19 protein-coding genes and 1 tRNA gene are annotated in these 18,241 nt (G+C 70.0%); 13 read left to right on the top strand and 7 right to left on the bottom strand.

Going from position 1 to position 18,241, the window contains the following annotated elements:
• Positions 1-2 precede the first annotated feature (2 nt).
• From lgt to ABD908_RS00130, 6 genes are all read left to right on the top strand, one after another.
• Positions 3-995 carry a prolipoprotein diacylglyceryl transferase gene (gene lgt, locus ABD908_RS00155; RefSeq protein ID WP_344989470.1) on the top strand — a complete coding sequence of 331 codons (993 nt, stop codon included), beginning with the start codon at positions 3-5 and terminating at the stop codon, positions 993-995.
• A 70-nt stretch (positions 996-1,065) separates the two neighbouring features.
• On the top strand, positions 1,066-2,484 hold the full coding sequence (pyk, locus tag ABD908_RS00150) for a pyruvate kinase (protein ID WP_344989172.1): 1,419 nt from the start codon (positions 1,066-1,068) through the stop codon (positions 2,482-2,484).
• Positions 2,485-2,582: 98 nt separating this feature from the next.
• The gene (locus ABD908_RS00145) at positions 2,583-3,518 is read left to right on the top strand and encodes an acyl-CoA thioesterase (protein WP_344989170.1); all 936 of its coding nucleotides are present in this window, start codon (positions 2,583-2,585) and stop codon (positions 3,516-3,518) included.
• On the top strand, positions 3,515-3,829 hold the full coding sequence (locus ABD908_RS00140; RefSeq protein ID WP_344989167.1) for a hypothetical protein: 315 nt from the start codon (positions 3,515-3,517) through the stop codon (positions 3,827-3,829). The genes ABD908_RS00145 and ABD908_RS00140 overlap by 4 nt, the downstream gene beginning before the upstream one ends.
• 8 nt (positions 3,830-3,837) lie before the next feature.
• Entirely contained in the window at positions 3,838-6,699 is a 2,862-nt protein-coding gene (locus ABD908_RS00135; protein ID WP_344989165.1) for a DUF2232 domain-containing protein, read from the top strand.
• A 26-nt stretch (positions 6,700-6,725) separates the two neighbouring features.
• Entirely contained in the window at positions 6,726-7,457 is a 732-nt protein-coding gene (locus ABD908_RS00130; RefSeq protein WP_344989163.1) for a rhomboid family intramembrane serine protease, read from the top strand.
• A gap of 17 nt (positions 7,458-7,474) precedes the next feature.
• Here ABD908_RS00130 and ABD908_RS00125 read toward each other — a convergent pair whose 3' ends face one another.
• Positions 7,475-8,521 (bottom strand): cytochrome c oxidase assembly protein, encoded by a 1,047-nt coding sequence (locus ABD908_RS00125; RefSeq protein WP_344989160.1) that lies wholly within the window; start codon positions 8,519-8,521, stop codon positions 7,475-7,477.
• A gap of 133 nt (positions 8,522-8,654) precedes the next feature.
• Here ABD908_RS00125 and ABD908_RS00120 point away from each other — a divergent pair, with 133 nt between their 5' ends.
• Both ABD908_RS00120 and ABD908_RS00115 read left to right on the top strand, forming a co-directional pair.
• Complete coding sequence (locus ABD908_RS00120) at positions 8,655-8,948, top strand: hypothetical protein (protein WP_344989157.1); 294 nt, start codon at positions 8,655-8,657, stop codon at positions 8,946-8,948.
• A 75-nt stretch (positions 8,949-9,023) separates the two neighbouring features.
• Positions 9,024-10,589, top strand: a complete 1,566-nt coding sequence (locus ABD908_RS00115; RefSeq protein ID WP_344989154.1) for an alpha/beta hydrolase — start codon at positions 9,024-9,026, stop codon at positions 10,587-10,589.
• Here ABD908_RS00115 and ABD908_RS00110 read toward each other — a convergent pair.
• A complete protein-coding gene (locus ABD908_RS00110) occupies positions 10,564-11,172 on the bottom strand; it encodes an ANTAR domain-containing response regulator (RefSeq protein ID WP_344989151.1) in 609 nt (202 codons plus the stop codon). The genes ABD908_RS00115 and ABD908_RS00110 overlap by 26 nt on opposite strands.
• Positions 11,173-11,305: 133 nt before the next feature.
• Between ABD908_RS00110 and ABD908_RS00105 the strand changes: the two genes are divergently transcribed.
• Positions 11,306-12,415, top strand: coding sequence for an alpha/beta hydrolase (locus tag ABD908_RS00105; protein WP_344989148.1), 1,110 nt, complete (start codon positions 11,306-11,308; stop codon positions 12,413-12,415).
• A gap of 81 nt (positions 12,416-12,496) precedes the next feature.
• Here the strand turns inward: ABD908_RS00105 and ABD908_RS00100 are convergent.
• The 4 genes from ABD908_RS00100 to ABD908_RS00085 all read right to left on the bottom strand — a co-directional run bounded on the left by ABD908_RS00100 (position 12,497) and on the right by ABD908_RS00085 (position 13,851).
• A tRNA-Leu gene (locus tag ABD908_RS00100) sits at positions 12,497-12,578 on the bottom strand.
• Between the two features lie 320 nt (positions 12,579-12,898).
• Positions 12,899-13,057: a hypothetical protein gene (locus ABD908_RS00095; protein WP_344989145.1), complete on the bottom strand. Its 159-nt coding sequence runs from the start codon at positions 13,055-13,057 to the stop codon at positions 12,899-12,901.
• A 142-nt stretch (positions 13,058-13,199) separates the two neighbouring features.
• Complete coding sequence (locus ABD908_RS00090) at positions 13,200-13,388, bottom strand: hypothetical protein (RefSeq protein ID WP_344989143.1); 189 nt, start codon at positions 13,386-13,388, stop codon at positions 13,200-13,202.
• A gap of 202 nt (positions 13,389-13,590) precedes the next feature.
• Positions 13,591-13,851 carry an integrase core domain-containing protein gene (locus ABD908_RS00085; protein WP_385920457.1) on the bottom strand — a complete coding sequence of 87 codons (261 nt, stop codon included), beginning with the start codon at positions 13,849-13,851 and terminating at the stop codon, positions 13,591-13,593.
• A gap of 29 nt (positions 13,852-13,880) precedes the next feature.
• Here ABD908_RS00085 and ABD908_RS00080 point away from each other — a divergent pair, with 29 nt between their 5' ends.
• The 3 genes from ABD908_RS00080 to ABD908_RS00070 all read left to right on the top strand — a co-directional run bounded on the left by ABD908_RS00080 (position 13,881) and on the right by ABD908_RS00070 (position 15,484).
• Positions 13,881-14,063: a hypothetical protein gene (locus ABD908_RS00080; RefSeq protein WP_385920460.1), complete on the top strand. Its 183-nt coding sequence runs from the start codon at positions 13,881-13,883 to the stop codon at positions 14,061-14,063.
• A 141-nt stretch (positions 14,064-14,204) separates the two neighbouring features.
• Positions 14,205-14,333 carry a hypothetical protein gene (locus ABD908_RS00075; RefSeq protein WP_344989140.1) on the top strand — a complete coding sequence of 43 codons (129 nt, stop codon included), beginning with the start codon at positions 14,205-14,207 and terminating at the stop codon, positions 14,331-14,333.
• Positions 14,330-15,484, top strand: coding sequence for a N(5)-(carboxyethyl)ornithine synthase (locus ABD908_RS00070; protein WP_344989135.1), 1,155 nt, complete (start codon positions 14,330-14,332; stop codon positions 15,482-15,484). Before ABD908_RS00075 ends, ABD908_RS00070 begins: the two co-directional genes overlap by 4 nt.
• A 97-nt stretch (positions 15,485-15,581) precedes the next feature.
• Here the strand turns inward: ABD908_RS00070 and ABD908_RS00065 are convergent, their stop codons facing one another.
• Positions 15,582-15,734: a hypothetical protein gene (locus ABD908_RS00065; protein ID WP_344989132.1), complete on the bottom strand. Its 153-nt coding sequence runs from the start codon at positions 15,732-15,734 to the stop codon at positions 15,582-15,584.
• A 412-nt stretch (positions 15,735-16,146) separates the two neighbouring features.
• On the opposite strand from ABD908_RS00065, the gene ABD908_RS00060 reads away from it, so the two are divergent.
• Positions 16,147-18,222, top strand: coding sequence for an ArnT family glycosyltransferase (locus ABD908_RS00060; protein WP_425584323.1), 2,076 nt, complete (start codon positions 16,147-16,149; stop codon positions 18,220-18,222).
• Positions 18,223-18,241: the final 19 nt, after the last annotated feature.

Raw genomic sequence — 18,241 nt, 5'->3', positions numbered from 1 at the left:
TGATGATCGCGAGCTTCCCCAGCCCACCGCAGGGCGTCTGGCACCTCGGTCCGCTGCCGATCCGCGCGTATGCGCTGTGCATCATCGTCGGCATCGTGGTCGCCTGCTGGTGGGGCGACCGCCGCTGGATCGCCCGCGGCGGCCGGCCGGGCGACGTGGTGGATGTGGCGGTGTGGGCGGTCCCGTTCGGCCTCGTCGGCGGGCGGCTCTACCACCTGTGCACCGACTTCACCACCTACTTCGGCGCGCACGGCCGCGGCTTCGTGGCGGCGCTGAAGATCTGGGACGGCGGCCTCGGGATCTGGGGTGCGGTGGCCCTGGGCGCGGTGGGCGCCTGGATCGGTTGCCGACAGAAGGGGATCTCGCTCGGCGACTTCGGCGACGCGATCGCGCCGTGCATCCTGCTGGCGCAGGCGATCGGGCGGATGGGCAACTACTTCAACCAGGAGTTGTACGGGAACCTGACGCGCCTGCCGTGGGGGCTCGAGATATTCGAGCGGGTCAACGCCGCAGGGGAGCGCGGCCCCAGCGTGCTGGACGGCCGCAGCGACGGTGTGCTGCTCTCGGTGGTGCAGCCGACGTTCCTGTACGAGATGGTGTGGGACCTGCTGATCGTGATCGCCGTCGTGGTGGTCGACCGCCGCTTCCGCATCCGCGGTGGCCGGCTGTTCGCGCTGTATGTCGCCGGCTACTGCGCGGGCCGCTTCGTCGTGGAGTTGCTGCGCGACGACCACGCGACGCACGTGTTCGGTATCCGGATCAACGTGTTCACCGCAGCGATCGTATTCGTGTGTGCGGTCGCGTACTTCGTGGTGCGCCGCAACTCACCGGTCGGTCGGTCGGTCGGCACGCCCGATGCCGGCGGACGGACCGATGTCACGCCGACGCCCGCCGAGTCCCGCGCGGACGAGCAGGACGAGCAGGACGAGGCCGAGCCTCGTGCTACTGCGCCGGCAGACGCCGAACCGGGCGCCGACGCCGAGGGAAACCGATAGTTCGGCCCGCCGTCACACCGTGTTCCCCCGGGGCGCCGTGCGGCGCGCCGCGGGCGGCTAGGCTACTGCGGTGACTCGTCGAACCAAGATCGTGTGCACCCTGGGCCCCGCCGTCGGAACCGACGAAGGTGTGCTGGCCCTCGTCCAGAACGGCATGGACGTCGCCCGCCTCAATTTCAGCCACGGCGAACACGCCGACCATGAGGCCAACTATCACCGTGTGCGAGCGGCGTCGGACACCACCGGCCGTGCCGTGGGTATCCTCGCCGACCTGCAGGGTCCGAAGATCCGCCTGGGCCGCTTCGCCGACGGTAAGACTGTGTGGGAGAACGGCGAGACCGTTCGCATCACCGTCGACGACGTCGTCGGTACCCACGACCGTGTCTCCACCACCTACAAGGAGCTCGCGAAGGACGCGCAGCCCGGTGACCGCCTGCTCGTCGACGACGGCAAGGTGGGCCTGACCGTCGCCGCGGTGGACGGCAACGACGTGGTCTGCACCGTCGTCGAGGGCGGCCCGGTCTCCAACAACAAGGGCGTGTCGTTGCCCGGCATGAACGTCTCGGTGCCCGCTCTGAGCGAGAAGGACATCGCCGACCTCGAGTTCGCGCTGAAGATCGGCGTCGACTTCATCGCGCTATCGTTCGTGCGGTCGCCCGCCGACATCGAGCGCGTGCACGCCGTGATGGACCGCGTGGGCAGGTTCGTGCCGGTGATCGCCAAGCTCGAGAAGCCCGAGGCGATCGAGAACCTCGAGGCCGTGATCCTCGCGTTCGACGCGGTGATGGTGGCCCGCGGCGACCTCGGCGTGGAGTTGCCGCTGGACGAGGTGCCGCTGGTGCAGAAGCGGGCGATCCAGATCGCCCGTGAGAACGCCAAGCCGGTCATCGTCGCCACCCAGATGCTCGAGTCGATGATCGAGAACTCCCGGCCTACCCGCGCCGAGGCGTCCGACGTCGCGAACGCCGTCTTGGACGGCGCGGACGCCGTGATGCTGTCCGGCGAGACGTCGGTCGGCAAGTTCCCGATCGAGACGGTGCGCGTCATGGCTCGCATCGTCTCGACCGTGGAGCAGGGACCGATCGACGTGCCCGGCCTCAACCACGTGCCGCGGACCAAGCGCGGGATCATCTCCTACGCCGCCCGCGACATCGGCGAGCGGCTCGGGGCGAAGGCCCTCGTGGCGTTCACCCAGTCGGGGGACACGATGCGCCGTCTCGCACGCCTGCACACCCGGCTGCCGCTGCTCGCGTTCACACCGCTGCCGGAGGTACGCAGCCAGCTCGCGCTGTCGTGGGGCACCGAGACGTTCCTCGTCGACCGAGTCGCGTCGACCGACGCGATGATCGACCAGGTCGATCAGGCGTTGACCGGCCTCGAGGGCTACGAGCCGGGCGATCAGGTCGTGATCGTGGCCGGAGCGCCCCCCGGGACGGTCGGCACCACCAACCTGATCCACGTGCACCGGATCGGCGAGCAGGACCACTAGTACGACCCTGTGGGCGGTGGCTGCCGAGTCGCCGCCCACAGGTCTGTCGGCGATTCGTCCAGCCGGGGGTGTCGCAGTCCCCTAGTAGGCTGGCCGGCATGACCAATTCGACCGGCGGCGCCGGCACCGCAGTGGGCTGGAGTGCGGCGGGTGGATCCGTGGCTGCGCCCGAGAGCTACTTCGCGCAGTTCCTCGACACGCTGGACCTGACGCCGATCGGTGAGGACGCGTTCGCGGGCCGTCACCCGGCCCAGGTCGGCCCCCGCACCTTCGGCGGACAGATCATGTCGCAGGCGATCGTCGCGGCCGGCCGCACCACCGAGCTGCCGTTGCACGTCAAGCACACCCACTTCATCCGCGGTGGCCAGGTGGACGCGGATCTCGAGTACCACGTGACGCGCCTGCGGGACACCCGCAACACCGCGAACCGGCAGGTATCGGTGCAGCAGGGCGGCGAGGTGGTGGCGCTGGTGCTGCTGGGCTACCAGACCGACGCCCGCAACCCACTCGAGCACGGGGACCCGATGCCACAGGTCTCGGAGCCGGAGACGCTGCCGTCGATCTACGACCTGTTCGGCGGTTACGAGGACACCATCCGCCAGTTCGTCGACGCTCCGCACCCGATGGACATGCGGTACACCAACGACCCGGCGTGGGTGATGAAGTCCAAGGGTGGGTCGCTGGACTTCAACCGCGTCTGGATCAAGACCGACGGTGACCTGCCCGACGACCAGGTGTTGCACGACGCCGCCCTGGCCTACGCGTCGGACACCACCATCCTCGACTCGATCATCACCCGCCACGGTCTGTCATGGGGATTCGATCGGATCATGGCGGCGACGCTCAACCAGTCGATCTGGTTCCACCGCCGCGTGCGGTTCGACGAGTTCAACCTCTACGCCACGCACTCGCCGGTCGCCGCCGGTGGCCGCGGCACCGCCCACGGGCAGTTCTTCTCGCGCGGCGGCGAGCTGATCGCGTCGGTCACCCAGGAGGGTGTGCTCAAGTACTTCCCCGCGAAGGCCCGGTCGTGACCGGCGGTCATCACCAGGTGCTGCCCGTCCCCGTCGGTACCCCCGGTCGGGACTGGCGCGCGGCGCTTCCCGCGCCCCTACCGGACGGTTCGCAGCTCCCATGGCGGCGGCTCGGCCCCGGGACCCGCGGATGGGTGGTCGTGGTCACCGTCGTCGCCTGCGTGGCGCTGGCCGCCGTGACGCTGACCGCGTTGGTGATCGGTGCCGTCAACGAGGTCGACAGCAGGCCGAGGCCGGTCGTTCAACAGCACACCGGCTACCTGATCGGCGACGCCGGGTACCGGTCCGACATCGCTCCCGCCGCGCGCTGACTCGGGCAGTGGCAGCACCGGTGTCCCGACGGGCGGGCGCGCGCCAGATCGCCGAGGCCGCGGCGCTCGCCGATGTCGGCGCGGTGCTCTGCCTGATCGCGCAGGTGTTCCCCATCGCGGGCGGGTTGGCGCTGGCCGCATGCTTCCCGTTCGCGGTCGTGGGTCTACGGCACCGGCTGCGCACGATCGGGATCGCCCTGGCCGCGGGCGCGGTGATCGCATTCGTGCTGGGCGGCACGTCGACGGTCACCGCCACCGTGGCCGCGGCCGCGGTGGGCGGCCTGGTCGGCGTGTCGATCCGGAGGCGCTGGTCCCAGCCGACGCTGCTGGCGTTGACGGTGCCCGTGCTCGCGCTGCCCGCGGGCGCCGCAGCACTGGTCGGTCTGGCCGCCCTCCCGGGCCTTCGGGAGGTGGCCTTCAAGACGACGCGCTCGACGTGGACCGGAGCGGCCCGGTTGCTGACCGGCGCGGGACTGGGTACCCCGGCCGACGCGGCGACCGCGGTGCTCGACTGGTCGATCCGCAACTGGCCGATCGCGGTACCGCTGCTGGTGGTCGTGGCGGTGGTGCTCGGAGTGTGGCTGGTCCGCGCGTCGATGGGGCACGCGCTGGTCGCCGCGTTACGGGTCCTGCCGCGCGGGGGCTCCGCGCTCGACACCGTCATCGACTCGGGTGCGCCGCCCGGGCCCGTCCCCGTGGCGGTCCGCGACGTGCGCGTGCGGTTCGGCGAGCACACCGCGCTGCAGATCGACAGGTTCGACCTGGCGCCCGGCGAGCTGGTCTCGGTGACCGGCCGCAACGGCGCTGGGAAGTCGACGCTGGCACGGGTGGTGGCCGGCGTGCCGCCGACGGCCGGCACCGTCGTCCGGCCTGGGCCCGCGGGCCTCGGCGCACCGGGCGGGACGGCCATCGTCTTCCAGCGTCCGGAATCGCAGGTGCTGGGTGTCCGTGTGGCCGACGACCTGTGGTTCGGTCGAATCCCGGGGCCGGGGACCGACGTCGACGGACTGCTGGCGCGGGTCGGCCTCGCAGGCATGCAGGAGCGCGAGACCGTCGCGCTGTCCGGGGGGCAGCTGCAGCGGCTGGCGATCGCCTCCGCGCTGGCACGGGAGCCGGCGCTGCTGATCAGCGACGAGTCGACCGCCATGCTCGACACCCGCGGACGCGCCGACGTGATGGCCCTCTACCAGCGCGTCGCCGCGGAGGGGACCGCCGTCCTGCACATCACGCACCATGAAGCCGAGGCACGGGCCGGCGACCGGGTCGTCACCGTCGGGCCCGCGTCGGCGGCCGCAGCGCAGACTCCGGCATCCGAGCCGCCACACGGCGTGCGACGTCGCCGCGGCAGCCCGACGGGCACCCTGGTGCTCGACGGTGTCGGGTACGTCCGCGACGGCGGCACACCGTGGGACCGGCCGGTGCTCAGCGGCGTCGACCTCACCGTGCTCGGCGGTACGGCGACGGCGGTGATAGGGGAGAACGGGGCGGGCAAGTCGACGCTCGCGTGGCTGATGGCCGGCCTACTGAAGCCCACCGCGGGCACCGTCACCGTCGACGGGGAGCCCGTGGCCGACGGTGCAGTGCGGATCGCGGTGCAGCACGCTCGCCTGCAGGTGCTGCGCGCCACCGTCGGACGCGACGTGGCCGATGCGGCCGGGCTCGGCGACCCGACGGACCCGACCGGCCCCGACGGCCTCGCGGTGCGGCGGGCCCTGCGCAGGGTCGGCCTCGATCCCGATGCGTTCGTCGACCGCCGCGCAGACGAGCTGTCAGGCGGTGAGCAGCGCAGGGTTGTGCTCGCCGGCCTGCTCGCGGGCTCCGGGGACGGGGCGGGCCCGCGGGTCCTGGTCCTCGACGAGCCGCTCGCCGGCCTGGACGCCGCCGCGACCACCGCGATGATCGCGGCGCTGCGGTCGGTCAAGGCGTCGGGCACGACCCTCGTGATCGTCACCCACGACCTGCCCGGGCTCGGCGAGCTGGTCGACGGTGTCTACGAAGTGCGCCGTTCCACCGCAGCGCCCTCGCCTCGCCGTGCGCGGCACGGGCGCCCCGACATGTCCGCCGTGCTCGGCCGGCCGCTGCCGCACCCCACGCCCGCCCACCGCGTGTGGGTCGGCACGAAGCTGGCGGTGCTCGCCGCGATGGGGGTGGTGATCGGCGTGTGGACCGACTGGTGGGTGATCGGTGCGTCCGCCGTGCTGCTCGCCGGCTGGTTCGCGCTCGCCGGGGCGCCGTGGCGGGCTGTGCCGCGGCTGCCGCGGCTGTTCGGCACGTTCGCCCTGATCAGCCTCGTGCTGACCGGGATCGGCTCGGGCGCGACGACGGCGCGGCTGCTGGGTGTCACCGTCAACCTGTCCGGAGTCGATGTGTTGGCGCGGGGCCTCGCCGCGACGCTGCTGTCGCTCGCCGCCGCATTGCTGTTCTGCTGGACCACGCCGCTCGGTCAGCTGCCCGGCTTCCTGCAGCAGTGCCTCGACCGGTTCGGCCGACTCGGGCGGGCGAGCGTAGCCACCGCCACCGCGGTGGCTCTGGCGGTGCGGCTCGGCCCCCTGGTGCTGTCGGAGGTGCAGACGATGTGGCGGCTCGCGCAGCAGCGGCGGCGGGTGGTCCGGCGCGGTCGGCGCCGCGGTCGACGGCGCCACCACATGGATCTCGAGGACTTGTTCGAGATGCTCACGCTCACCACCGTCCAGTCGTGTCGCCGCGCCGGCGAGCTCGCCGACGCGATCGCGTCCCGCGGCGGCATCGGGGCGGTCGCGCGCCCCGCCGACGGCCCCACACGCCTCGACATCCTCGTGGCGCTCGCGGCGGCAGCGGTGTTGGGCGTCGGGGTGGCCCTGGGGCTGACGCTGCCCGGCATGGTGAACTAGGGCGTGACTCGGACGGAATCCACGCGGTGATCGCACCGCTGCAGACCCGCCGCCGGTGGCGCCCCGCGGTGACGTTCGGGCTCATCGCGGCCAATGTGCTCGCGTATGCGTGGACCGCGGCCATCGCGCACAGCGTCGTCGACAACCAGGACAGCGCGACGTTCCTGAAGCTGTGCCTGTCGTTCCCCGCGACCGCTGCCGGCTGGTGGTGGACCACCATGACCTCGGGTTTCCTACACTTCGGGCCCGTCCACCTGCTGGTCAACATGTATTCGCTGTACGTGCTCGGCGCGACGGTCGAGGCGGGGCTGGGCCGGGCACGCTACCTGGCCGTGTACGCGATCTCCCTGCTCGGCGGGAGCGCCGCGGTGCTCTGGTGGGCCATCGAGGCGGGCGGCGTCACGGCGGGTGCGTCGGGCGCGATCTTCGGCGTGATGGGTGCGGAGCTGGTCATGGTGCTGGCGATGCGTCTCAATCCGGCGAACATCCTGATCGTGATCGTCGCCAACGTGGTCGTCTCGATGGCCGTACCCGGGGTGTCGCTGTACGCGCACCTGGGTGGCCTGGTGACCGGCGTCGTGGTGGCCGCGGGCTTCGTCTACGGCCCGCGGTTGCTGCGCGGGCAGGCCCGCACCGCCCGTAGCGCCGCACGCATCGGCTGGGCGGTGACCGTGGCGGCGGCCGCCGTGATCGTCGTCGCGGTGGTCGTTCGGTTCGAGGACCTGCACGGCGTGCGGATCTACACGCTCGGCGGGTGACCGCCTGTTCCCCGGGGTCACCGCTGCTGGCGCCGGTTGAGCTCCTGCAGCCGCGCGTTGTAGGCGGCGAGCGCGGCATCGTCGGCGTCGATGTCGTCGGTGTCGGTACCCTCGCCCCCGGCACCGTCGGACCTGGATGTCGGAGCGGGCCCGGCAGCGTCGCCCAACAGCGCGCCCCGGCGCGCCGAGTCGAGCCACGTTCCCATCGAGCCGCCCCGGTCCCGGCGGTCCCCGACGCCCTCCGCACTGATCCACAGCCACGCCACGACCAGCAGCAGGATCATCATCAGGCCGTCACCGCCGAACCACATGATCGCGCCGGCGGACGACTGATCCGAGAGCCCCGACGGGCCCCAGCCCGGATGCGAGAGGGCGTACCGGGGCGCGATCTCGGAGCTCGTCATCATCAGCGTCACACCGACCAGGGTGTCGGGCCCCATGGACACCAGGAAGGATGCAAAACGCAACGGATGGCTCAGCCGATGGCCGCATAGTTCGTCGCCGATCAGCGGCAGCATGAACAGCCAGCCGGCCACCAGGTACAGCAGGTACTCGAGGTTCTGCGCCCACGAATGCGCGAGGGCGTAGTCCTGGAAACCGGTGAGGTGCGTGCCCACCAGAACTCCCGCGTACAGGGGCAGGCCCAGTATCGGGCTGGTGCACACGCGGACGACGACGTTGCCCAGGATCGCGTGCAGCACCCGGTCGACGCGCGCCCCGGTCGCGGCGGTCAGGCGGATCGGCTGGGCCAGCACCAGGAACAGCGGAACCACGGTGATCAGCATCAAGTGCACCACCATGTGGGCCCAGAACAGGTGGTCGGCCAGGACGCGCAGGCAGCTGTTGAGTGCCACCACCAGCAGAGCCATCGCGATGACCCACGAGCCCACGTGCAGCAGCGACCAACGGTTGCCGCGGCGCCGCGCGACCACCGTCGCGACCAGGTATGCGACGGTGGCGAGCACCATCACCGTCGTCACGATCGGGGTGGCGACCCAGGTGCCCAGGAGCGGCGGCGGGCTGTCCGCGAATGCGGCGGACGGGTGCAAGGGGTAGGTAGTCATCGGGGTCGTTGTACCACCCTGTCAAAATTAATCCAACCGGCGTGTAACAAACCGATACGCGGTGGCGATGAATTCTCCGACCCCACTCAGCCGGTGTCGGACGGACGAGTCGACGTGACGGAAGGAACCGAGAATGCCCAAGGTGCCCGAGCCCACACCGCAAGAGGTCCGTGACTTCCTGAGCCCGATCTCGCACTGGGCACACCTCAAGGCGAACGCCGAGGACCAGTACCGCAAGACGATCCTCGCCGCGTACGCGGCGAGGATCCCGATCGTCCATATCGCTCGGTACACGGGCACCTCGCCGCAGGCGGTGAAGAAGGTCATCGACCGCCAGAACGACAAGACGCCGTCGGATCCCTCGCCGCTGCGGGCCGGCTACCTGCCCGGTGGCGGGGCGATGCCGCGCTCGATCCGCGTGGTCTGACCGGGCGAGGCCCTCCACGCCCCTTCACAGCTCTCTGCCAAAGAGTCTCGAGAGTCGCCCGGCAGTGTGGCGGCCGTGGATAACTGGACACGCGGAGGGACCTCGCTTTTAACGGGGTGGCTGCCCGTCACGATCTTCATCGTCGCCGGGGTACTGGTGGCCCTGGCGCTGGTGCGCAGGAAGGTCCGTTGGTACCTGATCGCCCTGCCGACCTCGCTGGTGGTCGGCGTCGTATGCGCGTTGGCTGCACGCACGTACATGAACTCCGAGGGACTCGCGGGGGACCCGGCGCCCTTCTGGCTGTGGTTCTGGATCGGCGCCGCCGGCACCGCGCTCGCCGCCTGGTTGTGGAGCCTCCGGCGCGGCGGCTGGTTCGGCCGCACGGTGCCGCTGATCGCCGTCGCGTGTGCGCTGCTCGCGTCGCTGCTGGTGGTCAACCAGTGGGTCGGGTACTACCGCACCTGGCAGGTCGCGTGGGCGTCGCTGACCGCAGGCCCGCTGCCCAATCAGGTGGATCAGGACCAGCTCGCGTCCTTGCGTAACACCAACCAGCCCGTCGGTCGCGTCGTGCCCGTGACCATCCCCGACGACGCCAGCGGCTTCAAGCACCGCACCGAGTACGTGTATCTCCCGCCGGCGTGGTTCAAGGGCGCGACACCGCCCAAGCTGCCCGCGCTGGAGATGATCGGCGGCGAGTTCAACACCCCGGCCGACTGGATCCGCCTCGGTAATGCGACCGCGACCGCGGACGGCTACGCGAAGGCCCACAACGGGGTGACCCCGATCCTGGTGTTCGTCGACTCGGGCGGCAGTTTCAACAACGACACCGAGTGCGTCGACGGGCCGCGTGGCAACGCCGCGTCGCACCTGACCAAGGATGTCCGGCCCTATGTGATCAACACGTTCGACGCCTCGTCCGCGGCATCGAACTGGGGGATCATCGGCTGGTCGATGGGTGGCACCTGCGCCATGGACCTGGTGGTCACGCACCCTGACCTGTTCACCTCGTTCGTCGACATCGGCGGTGACATGGGCCCGAACACCGGCACCAAGGCGCAGACGATCTCCCGGTTGTTCGGCGGCAACGCCGCAGCGTGGGACGCCTACGACCCGACCACCGTCATGACCAAGCACGGCGCGTACACCGGGATCTCCGGGGTGTTCGTGGACGCCGACGGGCAGCGTCCCGGTATGAAGGGCATGCACTTCCCCAAGGACTTCAAGGGATGGCAGAAGCAGGCTCCGCAGAACCAGGCTCCGGCCGGCTTCGGTGGCAACGCCGGCGACGACGACTTCAATGATCCGGGCGAACAGGGCAGCTCGCAGAAGCTGTGCACCACCATGAAGTCCGTGAAGATCGACTGCCAGATCAAGTCGGTCGGCGACGGCCACACCTGGCAGTCGGCGACGTCGGCCCTCAACGTGGCGTTCCCGATCATCAGCGCCGCAGTGGGCACGGGGGCCGTTACCGGCACACCCGCAGCCGCTGCGCCGGCGAGCCCGGCACCGTCGTCCGCGACCCCGGCATCGTCGTCCTCCGCGACCACGACGCCCGCGGCCGCACCGGCACCGGTCGCCGATCCGACGCAGGCGGCGGACCCGACGTCGGCGGCTGTCAGTCCGTCGTCGGCGCCGCGTTGAGCGTGTCGATGACCACGAGCGAGATGGTCTTCATGCTGGTCCGGCGGTCCATCGCGGTCCGCTGGATCCAGCGGAAGGCCTGCGGCTCCGTCATCCCCTGACGCTCCATGAGGATGCCCTTGGCGCGGTCGACGAGCTTGCGCGTCTCGAGCCGCTCGGTGAGGTCGGTGACCTCACGCTCGAGCGCCGCGAGCTCGCCGAACCGGCTGACGGCGATCTCGATGGCCGGCACCAGGTCCGCCTTGCTGAACGGCTTGACCAGGTAGGCCATCGCCCCGGCCGCGCGGGCCTTCTCAACGAACTCGCGTTGGCTGAACGCCGTGAGCATGACCACGGGAGCGATCCGCTCCCGGGCGATCTCGGTCGCCGCGTCCAGGCCGTTTCGGACGGGCATCTTGACGTCCATGATCACCAGATCGGGTCGCAGCGCCTGGGCCTTCTCGACGGCCACCTGGCCGTTCTCGGCCTCGCCCACCACCTCGTAGCCCTCTTCGCGGAGCATCTCCACCAGGTCGAGCCGGATGATCGCCTCGTCCTCCGCCACGAGAACGCGGCGCGGCGGTACCTCGGTCACGTCAGCCATCGGATCCCTTCGCCTCCCGTGCCCCACGGCACAGATGAACCCTACCGGCCAGGATTGGGACGCTGCCACGGACGAAGGTACTGTGCGCGGTGATAACGGACTGGATGCCAGTACCGAACTCAGAGCAGGAGTGATGACGGTGATCGATGCGATGATCGGTGACGTCCGCGAGCGTGCGGGCAACCTGTGGGCGCTGACGGTCGGCGACGGCATCCGCCCGGAGCGGCGTACGCCGCACGTGGTGGTGGGCGTGGGGGAGCACCGGACGCTGTTGCGGTTCGCCGACGACGGTGCCCGGGCGGCCGCCCGGGTGGCGGGCGGCACACCGGTGCTGCTGGTCCCGCCGATCGCGGCGCCGGCGACCTGCTACGACCTGTCCGAGGAGTACTCGATGGTCCGGCACTTCGCCGACACCGGCCGAGTGCCCTATGTCGTGGACTTCGGCGAGATCGGATTCCGCGACCGGCGCATGGGCCTCGAGGACTTCGTCCTCGACATCATCCCGCAGGCTATCGCGCGCACCGTGACGGACTTCTACGGTGCCGACGGTGCCGGTGACGTCGACCTGGTGGCGTGGAGCCTGGGTGGCACGCTGTCGTTCCTCACGGCCGGTGCCGTGAGGCGGCGGATCCGCTCGGTCACCGCGGTCGCGACACCGCTGGACTACATGTCGCTGTGGGGTTACCCGCTGGCCATCGCCGCCAACCGCCCGACCGGCGGGGTCCTGCCGTCGGCGGTGATCGGGCTGGCCGGCGGCATCCCCGCCCCAGCGGTGCAGCTGGCGTACCGCGCCACGTCGTGGCAGCGGGAGCTGAAGAAGCCGTGGTTCATCCTGCAGAACCTGGGGGAGACGGAGAAGCTCGCCCGCATGGAGGTGATCAACCGCTTCCAGCGCACGTTCCCCGGCTATCCAGGGCGGCTGACGCAGCAGCTGTGGGAGCGGCTGATCTACCGGGGTCAGCTGGCCGCGGGTCTGGTCCGGTTGGACGGCGTCGACGTGGACCTGCGGTCGATCGACGTGCCCATCCAGCTGTTCGGCAGCCACCGGGACGCGCTGTGCACGTGGCGGGCGGCGCGGCACGGCGTCGATCTGTTCGAGGGGTCGCCGCGGGTCCAGTTCGAGACCATCGAGTCGAGTCACCTCGGTCTGATCGCGGGGCCCGACGCGGTCGAGCGCACCTGGCCGGCGATCGATGCCTTCCTCGACTCGCTCGCGCCGGTGGGAGACCCCGCCGCAGGCTGATCTCGGGGCTCGAACAACGGCACGTAGTACGGTCTGACCTGCATGTTTGGGAGATTCGGACCGCTGGCCCACCCGCGACCGTGCCCCAACCCGGACTCGAACCGGGACTACCGAAGTAACCGCATTTTGAGTGCGGCGCGTCTGCCAATTTCGCCATTGGGGCTTGCGTCCAAGAGCATAGCGGGTCGGCTCGTGGAGACTCCAACCGTGGCACTGCAGCGTCGTATCCGGGTGGGCGACGGCATCGGTGAGTGTTCGGAATCGGCGTGCCCCGTAGCGATTCTGCCGTGGCTGGTGACGCGGCGGCGGAAAGACTTCCCAGCCGCGCCTCCCTCGCGCTGCTCCGATCGGCGGAACGGGACAGTTCGGCGGTGGTGTGCACACTCCGGCGGCGTGGGTGTGTCCCGCAGAGCGGCTCAGCACGCCCGTGACCAGGACCGCCCCCAACGACCGGGACCGACCGTCGTCGGGGACTCCGACGCCTTAAGGGACCGCGACCACATGGTCGGGAAGTGTCCGGGCGAGCGCCTCGTCGAACGTCGCGAGCCGCGCGCTGTTCGCTGAGGCCAACGCGGCGAGGTCGCTGTAGAGCGACTCGAGCCACATGGTGACGTCGTCGGATCGAGTACCGGTCCGCACCATGAACCGGTCAGCGCGCCCTCGACGATGGGGCACACGGCTATCGCCTGCACCCTGGACGCCCAGTCGGCGGCGCGGCGGTGATGCTCGTGTTGATCTGCGGCGAGAGCGATAAGCACGTTCGCGTCGACCAGGTACGCGTCGCTCACTCGTCGTCCAACGCGTCGGCCACGTCCTGGGAGGTGATCACGCGACCGAGGTGCATCACCGGAAGTCCACTGACCGGGTCCCGACTGATCCGGACAGGCTCACCCTCCATCGCCATGCCGCGAACCCGCGCGATGCGGCCAGCGTTCCGCCCGAGCTGCTGGTGCCTGGCATCGTCGAGGTGCACGGACCCGACTGCGACGGGGGCGAGCGCCGATCGGAATCTCGCCGGAGTCGTACCTGGGGCTGGGGATGTGTTCGAGCCTCGCCGGGGGCACCGTTGTGATGAGTCGCGTCATGGGTCGCTTTCGGGAGGTCCTCGGCCATCGGCCCGGGGCCTTCTGCGTTGCGCCAGTAGGTCTTGTCGGGCTGGATGTCGTTGGTTGCGATCACGTGGCCGGTGTCGAGGTGGACGACGGTGACGGTGGTGTCGTCGGCGATGGCGACGACGCGTTTGCTGGCGTACTGCGGTCGCGGGCGCGGTGGGGCCGGTTCTCGTTGTAGTGCTCGCGCAGTTGGTCGAGTTGCTTCTGCAGCTCGGGCAATGTCCGTGCGGCGAGGTAGCGCTTCTGGGTCTGGTGGAACCGCTCGACCCCACCCTGTGTCTGCGGGTGGCCGGGCGAGCAGTTCTTCTGCTTCCGTCGTCGCACCAGACTTCTGGTCGCATTTCCCCTCGTGGGTGCAGACCATCCTCGACTCCGGCATCAGCGCCACCGCGATCGCCGCGGTGCTACTGAATCTGCTCTTCAACGTCCTGCCGCCCCGGACGCCTCCCAGCACCAGCGGATCTACCGTCGCGGCGGCTCCTGCCCTCCAGATCACCGACACGGAGATGCGCATCCTCGCCGAGGGCGGCGAATAGGCCCTCGATCGCTCGTCGGTACCCGGGCAGGCGAACGTCCGGGTGTCGGAGGTTCGATCGGTTGTGCGGGCCCGGTCTGTCCCGTCGAGGCGTAGCGTCAGGTGTGGGGCCGTATGCGGCTCCCTAACAAGGGAAACCATGATGAGCGACAAGTCGCCACGGCACGAGACGTCCAAGAAACCCGGCAAGACCCTCAAAGAGAAGCGTGCCGAGAAGCACGCGAAGGCTGCTGCGCGGTCGTTCCACGATCAGCTCGTGTCGAAGAAGTGACCGCCCCGACGACGATCCCGCGGCTCGGGATCGTCGGGACGTCGGCCAAGGAGAACGAATTCCGGCTGCCACTGCACCCGGCCCACCTGGACCGGATCGATGAGACGATCCGCGGCCGGATGACGCTCGAGCGCGGCTACGGGGCGCGGTTCGGGTACGCGGACGAGGATCTCGCCCATCTGGTGGGCGGCTTCGCGGATCGGGACGAGGTGTTGGCCGAGTCCGACATCGTCGTTCTGCCCAAGCCGCAGCACTCGGACATCGTCGCGCTCCGCGAGGGGGCCGTGCTCTGGGGGTGGCCGCACTGCGTCCAGGACCCGGTGCTGACCCAACTCGCCATCGATCGTCGGCTGACGCTGATCGCGTTCGAGGCGATGAACCACTGGACGGTCGACGGGGCGGTCGGCGTGCATGTCTTCCACAAGAACAACGAGCTCGCGGGCTACTGCTCCGTGTTGCAGGCGCTCGAACTCACCGGCTCCACCGGCGATTACGGCCGACGGCTGAACGCGGTGGTCATCGGCTTCGGCGCCACCGCCCGCGGGGCGGTGACCGCGCTGAATGCGCACGGTGTGCACGACGTACACGTGCTGACGAATCGGGGTGTCGCTGCAGTGGGTTCGCCGATCCACTCGGTGCGGATCACGCAGTTCGACCACGACGTCGAGGCGCCACACCTGAGTCATGTCATCACCGACCGCGGGCGGGTGCCGCTGGCGCCCTTCCTCGCGCAGCGCGACATCATCGTCAACTGCACCCTGCAGGACACCGAGCACCCGCTGATCTACCTCACCACAGACGACCTCACCGAGTTCCGTCGCGGCACGCTGATCATCGACGTCTCATGCGACGAGGGGATGGGTTTCAGCTGGGCGCGCCCGACGTCGTTCGAGCATCCGATGTTCGAGGTCGGCGATCACATCGACTATTACGCGGTGGACCACAGCCCGTCGTATCTGTGGAATTCGGCCACGTGGGAGAACAGCGAGGCGCTCCTGCCGTTCATCGAGACGGTCGTGGGAGGGCCGGCGTCGTGGAAGGACGACGAGACGATCAGTCGCGCGATCGAGATCCGCGACGGTCACATCGAGAACCCGAACATCCTCTCGTTCCAGGGGCGTTCAGCAGCGTTTCCACACCTCGCGGCGTAATGCCGGGGCCTCGCCTGCCACCGTCGGCGCCACCCGGCACCGTCGGTGTCGACGCCCGCCCGGCCGGAGCTCGAGCGGGTCGTCGACCCCGTCGCGGTCAGCGCAACGTGGCTACCGTGTCGCGCTCCACCGTCATCGCCCGGCCGTCGTCGAACTTCACGGCGACGGTGTGCGGGCTGACGCCGACGGCGAGCACCGTTCCGAACGTCGCGGCTTCGGTGAGAAGCCGCACGCGATCTCCCTGATCCATCTGGGCCCCTTTCGCGGCTCCGGAAATGCAGCATCGAAGATGATGCACTTTTATTTCCCGCTAGTGCAGGTTGGTTAACCATACCCCGAGACATCCGATGGCGTGACCTGGGTCACGTGATGTTCACTCCGCGTTCACCGATATCCCGAATCTATGCAGGTCGTGGGATTGAGTCGACATGAGTCGAGAAGCCGTCGGAGCGTCTTCGCGGGGTCGACGCAGGTGGAATCCCTCACCCGGGACTGTCTGACGATATTAACTATAACGCAGTCTAGTCCCTCGGCTGATGCCGGACACGCACCACGGCGAGTTCTGCCGGAGCTCCGCGGCGCGTAGGCGCTTTCGCACGGTTCGGGGACTTTCCAGGTTGCTCCCAGGGATCACTCAGGTCCGCCCAATCCGCGGTCGCAGTATGCGAGGGGTGACCAACGAAACCGTCGGCCCGGGCGCAAGCATGCCCGCACGCCCTGAGCATCGTGCCCGCGCACTCACAGCGAAGCACGGCCCGATCGCTCTGCTCCTCATCGCGACCGCTGTGCTCTATCTGTGGGACATCACCGCCAATCAGATGGGTAACTCCTTCTACGCCGCGTCGGCGTGGGCGGGATCGGAGAACTGGAAGGCGCTGCTGTTCGGATCCCTGGATCCGGGGAACTCGATCACGGTGGACAAGCCGCCGGTGTCGCAGTGGGTGATGGGGCTGTCGGGGCGGATCTTCGGCTTCTCCAGCGCCAGCATGATGATCCCGCAGGCGCTGATGGCGGTGGGCACCGTCGCTCTGATGTACGACGGTGTCCGGCGCATCGCGGGGCGGAACGCGGGCCTGATCGCGGGCGCGACGCTCGCGCTGACCCCCGTCTCCGCCCTGATGTTCCGGTACAACAACCCGGACGCCGCGATGGTCACCCTGATGACCCTCGGCGCATACTTCACGATCCGCGCGCTCGAGAAGCGGGACGGTCACCACGCGGGCCGGCGAGCCGCCGGCTGGCTGGCGCTCGCCGGTGTGGCCCTGGGCTTCGCCTTCCTGGCGAAGATGCTCGAGGGTCTCATGGTGCTGCCCGCCCTCGGCCTCGCGTACCTGATCGCCGCGCCGTTCACCCTCGGTAAGCGGCTGCTGCACCTGCTCGGCGCCGCGGCGGCGATGATCGTCAGCTCGGGCTGGTACGTGGTGCTCACTGTCCTGTGGCCGACCAGCTCCCGCCCGTATATGGCCGGCTCCACCGACAACTCGTTCATGAACCTGGTGCTGGGCTACAACGGCTTCGGCCGGGTGCTGGGCACCAACCACCACGGCGGGGGTGGCCTCGCGGATCTGGACGGCTGCCCGGTACCCGCGTTCATCGAGCGGCTCATCGAGCAGCGGGCGAAGGGGCACCACGGCGGCTTCGGCAGCGAGCCCGGCCTCGGGCGCCTGTTCAGCGGCGAGTTCGGGCTCGAGGTCAGCTTCGTGCTGCCCGCTGCGCTGCTCGCGCTGATCCTGGTGCTGGTCTCCCGCGGCCGCGCACCGCGCACCGACCTGATGCGGGCCGGCGTCATCGCATTCGGGGTGTGGATGCTGGTCGACGGCGTCGTCCTCGCCGAGATGAAGCAGCAGGCGCACCCGTACTACAGCCTGTCGATGGTGCCCGGCGTCGCCGGCACGCTGGCCCTCGGGCTCGCGGAGATGTGGCACCGCCGTGACCGCTGGACCGGCCGCGCGGGACTCGCGCTGCTGGTCGCGACGAGCGGTGGGTGGGGCTTCGTGCTGCTGTCGCGGGACACGGCGTTCGCCCCTCCGCTGCGCTGGGTCGTGCTGGGCGCCACCGTCGTGACCGTCGCCCTCGTGCTCGCCGGCCCCCACGCTCCGCGCCCCGCCGCCGTCGCTACGGTCGTCGGCGTACTGGGTACGGTCGCCGTCCTCGGCGGCTCCACCGGATACGCGATCTCCGCCGTGAGCACCAGCCACACCGGCGGCGGACCCACCGTCAGCGACAAGTACGGGTGGGGTGGCATGGCGGCGACGGACGACGAGCACAAGCACGACGGTGACGGGGACGCCGCGGACACGAACGACACGGCCGGCGGGGCCGGGTGGTTCGGTGGCGCGCCGAATCCGGACATCACCCAGCTGCTGTCGAAGACGGACACCCGCTGGGCGGCAGCGATCAACGGGTCGATGCAGGCCGCGGGGCTCGAGCTCGCCACGCACAAGGCTGTGATCGCGGTCGGCGGCTTCATGGGGCAGGACGCCTCGCCGAGCGTCGATCAGCTCCGCGGCTACGTGCAGGGCCACGAGATCAGCTACTACATCGTCGCGCAGAACGGCTTCGGTTCGTCGTCGGATCAGGAAGTGCCGGAGCGCTGCCGCGTCTTCCCCTGGAACCGGACGAACCCGACCACCGACGCGGCGGCCGCGTGGGTCGCGCAGAACTTCCCGTCGGTCACCGTCGGGGGAGACACGGTGTACGACCTGACCAAGCCGTCGGCGGCCGCCTTCGCGAAGTGACGGACGAATCGCCCGTATC

It is taken from the genome of Tsukamurella soli, assembly GCF_039541155.1.
GTDB lineage: Bacteria > Actinomycetota > Actinomycetes > Mycobacteriales > Mycobacteriaceae > Tsukamurella > Tsukamurella soli.
This window is presented reverse-complemented; position numbering and strand designations above follow the sequence as displayed.

Bases quoted from the DNA above. Each gene is read 5' to 3' on its own strand.
- ABD908_RS00105 (WP_344989148.1), top strand. From the start codon at position 11,306: ATGACGGTGATCGATGCGATGATCGGTGACGTCCGCGAGCGTGCGGGC.
- ABD908_RS00060 (WP_425584323.1), top strand. From the start codon at position 16,147: ATGCGAGGGGTGACCAACGAAACCGTCGGCCCGGGCGCAAGCATGCCC.
- ABD908_RS00095 (WP_344989145.1), bottom strand. From the start codon at position 13,057: ATGGTGCGGACCGGTACTCGATCCGACGACGTCACCATGTGGCTCGAG.
- ABD908_RS00145 (WP_344989170.1), top strand. From the start codon at position 2,583: ATGACCAATTCGACCGGCGGCGCCGGCACCGCAGTGGGCTGGAGTGCG.
- ABD908_RS00120 (WP_344989157.1), top strand. From the start codon at position 8,655: ATGCCCAAGGTGCCCGAGCCCACACCGCAAGAGGTCCGTGACTTCCTG.
- ABD908_RS00110 (WP_344989151.1), bottom strand. From the start codon at position 11,172: ATGGCTGACGTGACCGAGGTACCGCCGCGCCGCGTTCTCGTGGCGGAG.
- lgt (WP_344989470.1), top strand. From the start codon at position 3: ATGATCGCGAGCTTCCCCAGCCCACCGCAGGGCGTCTGGCACCTCGGT.
- ABD908_RS00065 (WP_344989132.1), bottom strand. From the start codon at position 15,734: ATGGATCAGGGAGATCGCGTGCGGCTTCTCACCGAAGCCGCGACGTTC.
- ABD908_RS00125 (WP_344989160.1), bottom strand. From the start codon at position 8,521: ATGACTACCTACCCCTTGCACCCGTCCGCCGCATTCGCGGACAGCCCG.
- ABD908_RS00075 (WP_344989140.1), top strand. From the start codon at position 14,205: ATGAGCGACAAGTCGCCACGGCACGAGACGTCCAAGAAACCCGGCAAG.